General features: G+C 63.3%; 8 protein-coding genes and 1 pseudogene. 2 read left to right on the top strand and 7 right to left on the bottom strand.

Annotated elements, in window-relative coordinates:
* Positions 1 to 433, bottom strand: a pseudogene (locus GTP69_RS30330) (GGDEF domain-containing protein); the annotation flags it as partial.
* 215 nt (positions 434 to 648) lie between these two features.
* On the bottom strand, positions 649 to 1,146 hold the full coding sequence (locus tag GTP69_RS30325) for a winged helix-turn-helix transcriptional regulator (protein WP_161045679.1): 498 nt from the start codon (positions 1,144 to 1,146) through the stop codon (positions 649 to 651).
* Between the two features lie 429 nt (positions 1,147 to 1,575).
* Between GTP69_RS30325 and GTP69_RS30320 the strand changes: the two genes are divergently transcribed.
* Positions 1,576 to 1,893, top strand: coding sequence for a hypothetical protein (locus GTP69_RS30320; RefSeq protein WP_161058352.1), 318 nt, complete (start codon positions 1,576 to 1,578; stop codon positions 1,891 to 1,893).
* 22 nt (positions 1,894 to 1,915) lie between these two features.
* Here GTP69_RS30320 and GTP69_RS30315 read toward each other — a convergent pair whose 3' ends face one another.
* Genes GTP69_RS30315 through GTP69_RS30305 form a run of 3 tightly spaced genes read right to left on the bottom strand, consistent with a single transcriptional unit; the run spans position 1,916 to position 5,955 of the window.
* The gene (locus GTP69_RS30315) at positions 1,916 to 2,932 is read right to left on the bottom strand and encodes a Csu type fimbrial protein (RefSeq protein WP_161058351.1); all 1,017 of its coding nucleotides are present in this window, start codon (positions 2,930 to 2,932) and stop codon (positions 1,916 to 1,918) included.
* Positions 2,929 to 5,208 carry a fimbria/pilus outer membrane usher protein gene (locus tag GTP69_RS30310; protein ID WP_229261226.1) on the bottom strand — a complete coding sequence of 760 codons (2,280 nt, stop codon included), beginning with the start codon at positions 5,206 to 5,208 and terminating at the stop codon, positions 2,929 to 2,931. The genes GTP69_RS30315 and GTP69_RS30310 overlap by 4 nt, the downstream gene beginning before the upstream one ends.
* Positions 5,209 to 5,262: 54 nt before the next feature.
* Positions 5,263 to 5,955 carry a fimbrial biogenesis chaperone gene (locus GTP69_RS30305; protein ID WP_229261225.1) on the bottom strand — a complete coding sequence of 231 codons (693 nt, stop codon included), beginning with the start codon at positions 5,953 to 5,955 and terminating at the stop codon, positions 5,263 to 5,265.
* Between the two features lie 216 nt (positions 5,956 to 6,171).
* Between GTP69_RS30305 and GTP69_RS30300 the strand changes: the two genes are divergently transcribed.
* Positions 6,172 to 6,960, top strand: a complete 789-nt coding sequence (locus GTP69_RS30300) for a response regulator transcription factor (RefSeq protein ID WP_161058348.1) — start codon at positions 6,172 to 6,174, stop codon at positions 6,958 to 6,960.
* On the opposite strand, the gene pnuC is transcribed toward GTP69_RS30300, so the two are convergent.
* Together pnuC and GTP69_RS30290 are read right to left on the bottom strand one after the other, a co-directional pair.
* Complete coding sequence (gene pnuC, locus GTP69_RS30295; RefSeq protein ID WP_161058347.1) at positions 6,961 to 7,527, bottom strand: nicotinamide riboside transporter PnuC; 567 nt, start codon at positions 7,525 to 7,527, stop codon at positions 6,961 to 6,963. It lies immediately after the preceding gene.
* Positions 7,528 to 7,594: 67 nt separating this feature from the next.
* Positions 7,595 to 7,964 (bottom strand): response regulator (locus tag GTP69_RS30290; RefSeq protein WP_161058346.1); only part of this gene is annotated, 370 nt, incomplete at its 5' end.

Here is a 7,964-nt window from a genome sequence, read left to right as displayed (position 1 = left end):
CCACGCGGGCGGCGGCGGCGGCCTGGCGCAGCCAGTCGTCGCCATCGGCGCTCAGGCCACGGTCGTTGCTGGCCCAGGCCATGATCCAGCAGGCGTCGGCGCGGCAGGCCGCAGCGGCGGCAGGCAAGCTGTCGGCCGCTTGATCACATAGCAATAATGCCTGTTCGGCATAATGGAAGGCGGTGTCGAGGTCGCCGCGCAGCCAGGCCGGCTCGGCGGTAATAAGATGTAGCCGCGCCCGTTGCACCAGGGCGGCATCCGGCGCCAGCAGCGCCAGTAGCGGGACAATCTCGGTGGACAGTTGCTGCGCGCGTGCGGGGTCCCGCTGACGAATATGCCAGGCCAGCGCCATCAGCAGTTTTAACCGTTCCGTACCTTGCACATCAGGCAAGGCCGTTTCCCACTGCGCCAGCTCGTCGTCGAGCGCAAACATGTCCACCAAATTAACTTTCCTCTACTGTGTTGCGGCAGCGCGCCGTTACGCTGATTACCGCATTATTCCACAGTTTGCAGCCCCTCCTGCATCTCCCTTTTAAGTGCCTGATATCTAAGCCTTTTTGGTTCCATTTGGAAACTAGTTTGGTGAAAGCAACACAATTACAAAAAAAGCGGCGCCGCAGCGCCGCTGGTGCCTGACCGCCCGGCTGGCTAAGCGCGACCGGGCTGGTTAATCTGGATCAGCCGCGAACGCATGACGTCGGTGGCGGCCGGCCCCGGCGCGAACATATAGTCCTCGTCATTGATGGCCAGGCCGCTGTTGGCGTCCACCAGCACCTGGTCTGCCGGTTTACCGGTTTCGCGGCTCACCACCAGCAGGGAGGCCCCCTCCGGCGCCAAGTGATCGTTGCCCCAAGCAACGAATGCCAGCAGCACCGGTTTGAAGTCGCGGCCAGCCTTGGTCAGCACATATTCATAGCGCGGCGGCCGTGCGCTGTACTGGCGACGCTCCATCAGGCCGCCCTCCACCAGGCCGGCCAGGCGGCGCGTCAACATATTCGGCGCGATTTTCAGGCTCTTCTCAAATTCATCAAAGCGGGTCAAGCCGTAGAAGGCGTCACGCAGGATCAGGATGCTCCACCACTCCCCTACTTTGCCCAGGCTGCGGGCGATCGGGCAAGGCATGCTGCCAAAGTCGGTATGTTTCATGTTTGCTACTCCTCTATGTCAGGTGATCAACAAAATGCGTTAACAAGAACGCCTTCAGACTGAGCGACTTGCATGTTGGATGCAAGAAAGTGTGACTTTTTTTAGTGATGCAACTGCTGTGACAATGTGTGTATTTTCGCGCTTCAATTTCGTCTCCTTTTCTACCCTGGTTTTTAACTACTTTCCTCTATGAAAACCCTGGTTTTCCGGCCTGTTTTTGTTCCTCCAAGATCGGCTGAAAAACCACACTCAAAACTCTCCAAAAATCACTTTATTTCCACACGCCAATTTCACGCTAGAATGTGAACATTAGAGAGATTGTTCTTTCAGGATAAAATTCTTCCTGTAGATCAACACCTCAACCTTGTTGGCTACCCCGATAACGTAGCCATCGACCAAGGCTGCGCACCCCAACAACGTGTGTGATAAATGAAAACTTTTACTAAAGCTCTCGCCATCGTTCTGTTCAGCCTGCCACTGATCGCCAGCGCCGCCGGAAAAACCGCGACCGCCAGCATGGCAGTGAGCTTTGAGGTGAAAGAAGCCTGCACGGTGCAAACCAGCGCCGCTGCCGCCACCGCCGCCACGAACAACACCAAAGCCGCGCCAGCCGTCGCCTGCCAGCTGAAAACCCCTTACCAGATGACCCGCAACACCGCCCAGGCCGCCAGCGTCAACAGCGCCGCCGCGCAAGCCACCGCCCTCCGTCAGGAGTCCGGCGCCGGCGAATGGACCATCACCTTCTGATCGCCCCCCGTCTTCGCGACCGTCAGAACCACACGGTCGCCACCACCGTATCCTTGTAATCCCCCGGCGACGGCGTCGTCTGCGCCGGCACCAGTCCGAACACGGTCTGGCTTTTGGTCGTGCCATCGCCCGTTCCGCCCATCACCACCGTCCCGCCGCTGCCGTCGCCCAGACTGGCGCCATCGAGCGCGTTGGAAATCTGATACGACACCAAATCACTCGCTGACGTCTTGATCATCTTGCGCGCGCTGATGGTGTTGCCGGCGGTCGTTCCCGCCGAAAACGTGATGCGGTAAGCCGTGTTCAGGCTGCAGCGCGCGGTCAGCGTCGAGGTGGTGCGGATGGCGCTGGTCAACAGGCTGCTGTTGGGGAATACCAGGTTGCCAACATTGATATCGCAATCGTTGATGACATTCGAGCTGACCTGGAACGGCATCGCTACCGATGTGCCCAGCACGCAGTTGCCGGTGCCAGTCAGGAAAAAGATGTAGCGCATCAGCACACTGGTGCCGCCGAAGTTGGAGACGAAGCTCAGGTTATCCGGCCCCACATTCGTGCTGGACAGCGTGGCGTCCGCGTTCAGCTTGGCGTACAGGTTGACGTCCTGCATCAGGGAGCCGACGCCGCCGGTCTTGGTCAGCGTAAACTGGATCACATTCGCCGCCGTGTCGGTGCCGCTCCAGCCGCCCCATACCTTGGCCGCTGCGTAGCTGCTGTCGGTGTACAGGTTGTAGTTGATGCGCTTGGTGCCGTTGGCCAGCTGGCGCGGTACCGTGACGGTGGGACTGGTGTTGCCCGAGCCGTCGCCCAGGTACAGGCAGACAGTGGCATTGGGGAACAGCAGCCCGGCCACGAAGCTGGTCCAGGTGCAGGTGACCTTGAAGTTGGCGTTGGCATACGCATCGGCGCTGGTGATCGAGCTGACCGACGGGAACACGATATCGCTTTGCGCCACAGAACAACTGTCGGCGCGCGCTTGGCCGCAGCACAGCATCAACAGCAATCCCAGCCACAGCAGGCAACGGCGCGCGGACATCATGGTGCGCTCCGGCAGACAAACGGACCCATGGTCGACAGCGCATTGCCCTTGACCGGCGTGTAGCTGAACTCGACCACGCAGCGCACCCCGTCCACTGTGGCTTGCAGGTGGTTCAGCGGTTCCAGATGGTCGATGAAGGCCACGCCGTCGAACCCGACCAGCGTGCTGGCACCGCTTTCCACATGCAGCACCGTGGTGCCGGCCGGCAGCGGCTTGTCGGCCGCGTCATGCAGCACCACGCTGGCGGCCTCGTAGGTTTCAACCGGGAAGCGCACCAGCACCCCGGACAGGCGCGCCGGCACCACGGTCTGGGTGGTGCTGGCCACACGCGCATCCAGCGGCAAGTGGGTGGTGTCGATGCCCACCTGGTTTTGCAGATACGGCGTCAGGTTGGGCACCAGCATGTAGCCGCTGCTGCTGGTCTTGCCGATCACCTGGTTTTCCTGCAATACCGGCACGCCGCCGACGCCGTCGGTGGACACCAGCCCGAAGCCGGCGCCGACCTGGCGCGCCGCATGCACGCTGCCGTCCATCAGCACCACCGCGCCGGCCACGTCCAGCGAGCTGCTGCGGTTGCCGCCGGTTTCCAGCGTGTAGGCCGTGACCTGGCCGTAGTTGCCAAGATAAGTGCCTTGCGCCTGGCGCACCGCCGTGCCGTTGTTGCTGGCCGATTGCAGCCCCCAGCCGAAGCCGCCGCTATAGTCGGCCGAGCGTGACAGCGTGGTGGTGGTGCCGCGCACGCCGTTCTGGCGGCTGCGGCTGACGGTGGCCGAGATGCGGTCGCCGAAGCTGCCGCTGACGCTGAAGAAAACACCGCGCGACTTTTCATCGCGGAAATCGCGGAACGCGCTGACGCTCAGATACATGCCCCAGCCCAGCCCGACAGAATAGTTGAGTGCGGCAATCCGCGCCGGCGGCGACAGCGGCGCCCGCACGTTGACCAGACTGACGCCCACGCCCTGGCCGCCGAACAGCGCCATGGAGAAATTGAAGCGGTCGGTGGCGCGCACCACCGGAATGCCTTCCACCGAGCCGAGGTCGCCATACTGCGCCAAGGTGCGCTGCGATTGCAGGTCGACGCTGAAGCGCGGGCTCAGATATTGATAGCCCACTGCGGCCTGGGCGCCGCGCCGGCTGTTGTCGCCATTGCCGCCGGCACTGGCCGCCAGCGAGCCGCTGACCACGCCCGACTGGCCGACGCGCCACAGCATGCCGGCGCCGCCATTGATCACGCCGCGTCCGGCTTCGCCGTGCGCTTCCAGCGTCAGGTTATTGCTGAGACCGCGCCGCAGCGACCCGCTGGCGGCCGGCGTGCGGGCGTAGTCGAACGAACGCGTGCCGTAACCGCGCCGTATCAGCCCCAGCTCGACCGAGTAATCGGTCAGGTCTTCGGCCAGCATGCGGGTATCGACGTACAGCGGCACGGTGGTACTGATGGCGCGGCCGGCGGCGTCGCGCGTGACCAGCGTGGCCTGGCCGGCGCCGTTGATGCCGGCCACCTGATTGATGATGAACGGGCCGGACGGCACGGCGGTGTCGACCTGGCGCACGCCGTCCACATACAGGCTGACTGCGGTCGGCACCACCGCCGAACCGCCCAGCGAAGCGGCCGGGAAGGTCAGCAGGTCCGGCCGCAGGTCGAAACTGCGGCGCCACTGCACGCCTGCCATGCGCAGCGAACGCGACCAGTTAAGCGACGACGAAATGAAATCGCCGGCCTGCCAGGTTTCCAGCGTCTCCGGATCGGAATGCACCCAGGCGGTATCGAAGCGCACGTACTGGCGCAGCTGGTTGCTGTAGTTAAACACGCCGGTGCTGCTCAACACGCCGTTGGTGTTGAAGTAGCGCAACTCGTGGCTGACCGAGGTGCTGCGGTTCTGGCCCAGCTGGGTATAGGCGTCGTAATTGATCACCGCGCCCGGCGTCACCGTGGCCACGCCCGGCTTGCGCACGGTGCGCGCCGAAACCGAGATCGGCGCCCGCAGCACATCGTCGACGCGCAGCGCCAGCGCCTGGCGCGCCGGGTCATAGGTATAGCTCAGGCCTTTGACCTGGTCGAGGTCGAACTCGTCCTTGCCCTCGACCCCGAACAGTTTGGGGTCGAGTTCCAGGTCGCGCAGATTCTGCACGCTGCTGCGCAGCCCCGAGCTCTTGCCCCGGGTGAAACGCAGTACCAGTCCGGTCGATTCACCGTTCAAGCTTACCTCCAGAAAAAGCTCTTCATCTTGCGGCGGCGGCGCCGGCACCGTCTGCGCCAGCACGCTGCCCATGCTCATGACCAACCACCATGTCAACAGCCACCACCAGGCCAGCCGGCGCCGCATCCCGGGTCAGTCCACCCTGGCCACGGTACTGGCGCTGGTCGGACGGGAATTGATGTTGGCCTTGACTGCCAACGTCCCGTTCAGATCGGCATCGCCAGACGTGGGGAGGCGCCACTCGCGCACCCTGCCCGCCAGCACATAACCGAACAGGCCGGAGGCAATCTCGAATTGCTTGCCGGCGGCGTTGCTCAGTTCCAGCGCGCCGATCTGTGCGCGCTGGGTGCCGCTGTTGCGGACTCGCAACATCCAAAAACCATCTTTCTTGAACACGCTCCAGGCCAGCACCGGCGCCGCGCGCTCATCGGCCGGCAGCACGAACATCGGCACGGAATAGCGCAGGCGAATGTCGACCCCGCTGGCCGGGCCATCGTCCTTGGGGATCTCGTCGATCAAGATGCGGTAAGTCAGCTCGCTGGCTGGCAATTGCTCGCTGCGCCGGACCAGCCGGATAATCTGGCTGCTTTTCGGTCCGATCTGAATGATGGGCGGGCTGGCCACCACGTCCTGCGTCGGGGTCAGCACATCGTCGCCGTCTTTTTGTTCCCACAGGTAGACGCGCACCTGGCCGTACACCGGTGCCTCGCCCAAATTCTGTAAATTAATGCCGGTGGCGCCCTGGCCCACGCGCAGATTGATCATCACCGGCGAAATTTGCAGATTGGCTGCCGCCACCGGCAACGCCAGCAGGCAAGCAGTCATCCATCCCAGTATCCGTGCGCGCATCCCAGTCATCCCACCTCCGGTTGCTTACTATCAACTCTGGATTCAATTATTGGGTATCTAAAAAAAACCTGCTTTTGTTGGACGCGACAAGTGTTTTGCAAGCGTAGAAAACTATCAAAAATATTTAAAAGATAGGCATAATACGCAACAGGGAGTGATAAAACTTTATCAACCAAATTTCCGAGGCCCGCAATGCAGAGCACCCTCGAAAGCACCCGTAGCAAGATCCTCATCGTGGACGACTCCGCGTTTGAGCAGCGCATGCTGGCGGATTTACTGAGCGAACTGCCGTATAAGGTCTCGGTGGCTTTCAACGGCTTGCAGGGCTACCAGCTGGCACTGGCCAACCGCCCTGACCTGATCCTGCTCGACGTCCGCATGCCGAATATGGACGGCTACACCGCCTGCCGGCTGCTGAAGGCCAATCCGGTCACGCAGGATATTCCGGTGATCTTCCTCAGCGGCGCCGATGCCGACGACGACCGCATCCTCGGCCTGTCGATCGGTGGCGTCGACTTCGTCTCCAAGCCGTTCTCGCCGGGCGAGCTGGCGGCGCGCATCCAGGTGCACCTGAACCTGGCCAGGCGCCAGCACGCACCGGTGCCCGCGCCCGGCACGCAAGAAGCCGCCGAGCCGGAACCGGAAAGCGAACCGGATGCGGTGCTGGTCAACGCCGTCAAGCGCCTGATCGCCGACAACCTGGCGGCGCTGCCGGGACTGGCCGAAATCGCCCGCAGCGTTGGCACCTACCGCGAAAAGCTGTCGCAGGTGTTCCGCGAACAGACCGGCATGACGGTGTTCGGCTTTATCCGCGAGGAGCGCATCCGTCGCGGGGAAGAATTATTGAAGGATACCGATATCGACGTGCAGGACATCGCCCTGCTGATCGGTTTTAACAACGCCGGCAATTTCGCCACCGCCTTCCGTGAGCGCATGGGCGTGACGCCGACCGCCTATCGCCAGGCGATCCACAAGAAATAATTACGCCAGCTGCGCCCGCATCTGGCGGCGCCAGAAGAACCACGACGCCAGCGCATTGACCCAGTAGCCGGCGTACAGCACCGCCGTCAGGTACAGGCCGCGGCTGGCGTACAGCGGCACCGACACGGTATTCACCAGCAGCCACACCGGCCAGGTCTCGACCCGCCGCCCCATCAGCAACAGCTGCGCCACCACGCTGAACATCAGCACCGCCGAATCAATGAAGGGAGCGTAGGCATTGGTATAGGCCTGCAACATCAGGCCGTAGGCGGCGGTGGCCAGCAGGCTGATCGCCGCCATCCAGCCCAGCGCCCGCGCGCCGGCGTGCGCAATCGGCAGCGGCGTGCCGCCGGCGCCGCGCAGCCATTGCAGCCAGCCGATCAGGCAGGTGACGATGAAGAACAGTTGCAGCGCCACGTCGGCGTACAGGTTGACGCTGTAGAACAGCATGGCAAACATGGCGCAGCCGACCACGCCCAGCCACCACGAATGAATATTGTTGCGCCCCGATAGCACGATGGAAACGGCCATGACGGCGTTGGCGGCGATTTCCAGCGGTGAGATCAACAGCACTCCTTGCAGGGTTGAGGGGGCGCAGCCATTCTCGTCCACCCTGCCGGGGAACGCAATAGCCTCAGGCCAACGATAGCTGCAATTCGGCGATATTGATCGGCTTGACCAGGTGGGCGGCGAAACCGGCCTGGCGGCTGCGCGACTTGTCGTTTTCCTGGCCGTAGCCGGACAGCGCCACCAGTTTCAGGCCGGCGCCGTCGGGCAAGCGGCGCAGATGGCCGGCCAGCTCGAAGCCGTCCATGCCCGGCAGGCCGATGTCGAGAATGGCCACCTGCGGCATGCTGGCCGCCGCCAGCGCGATCGCCTGCGCCGGGTCGTAGGCCACGGTCGGCTGGTAGCCCAGCGCGCCCAGCAGCTCGGCCAGCGAATCGGCGGCGTCCTGGTTATCGTCCACCACCAGCACCCGCAGGCCGGCGCCCGGCTCCGGCGCC

The sequence above is a fragment of the Duganella levis genome (genome assembly GCF_009857605.1).
Lineage (GTDB): Bacteria > Pseudomonadota > Gammaproteobacteria > Burkholderiales > Burkholderiaceae_D > Rugamonas > Rugamonas levis.
Note: the sequence above shows the minus strand (reverse complement) of the source record. Positions and strands in the feature narration are given on the sequence as shown.

Bases quoted from the DNA above. Each gene is read 5' to 3' on its own strand.
- GTP69_RS30305 (WP_229261225.1), bottom strand. From the start codon at position 5,955: ATGACTGCTTGCCTGCTGGCGTTGCCGGTGGCGGCAGCCAATCTGCAA.
- GTP69_RS30310 (WP_229261226.1), bottom strand. From the start codon at position 5,208: ATGAGCATGGGCAGCGTGCTGGCGCAGACGGTGCCGGCGCCGCCGCCG.
- GTP69_RS30320 (WP_161058352.1), top strand. From the start codon at position 1,576: ATGAAAACTTTTACTAAAGCTCTCGCCATCGTTCTGTTCAGCCTGCCA.
- GTP69_RS30300 (WP_161058348.1), top strand. From the start codon at position 6,172: ATGCAGAGCACCCTCGAAAGCACCCGTAGCAAGATCCTCATCGTGGAC.
- GTP69_RS30325 (WP_161045679.1), bottom strand. From the start codon at position 1,146: ATGAAACATACCGACTTTGGCAGCATGCCTTGCCCGATCGCCCGCAGC.
- GTP69_RS30315 (WP_161058351.1), bottom strand. From the start codon at position 2,932: ATGATGTCCGCGCGCCGTTGCCTGCTGTGGCTGGGATTGCTGTTGATG.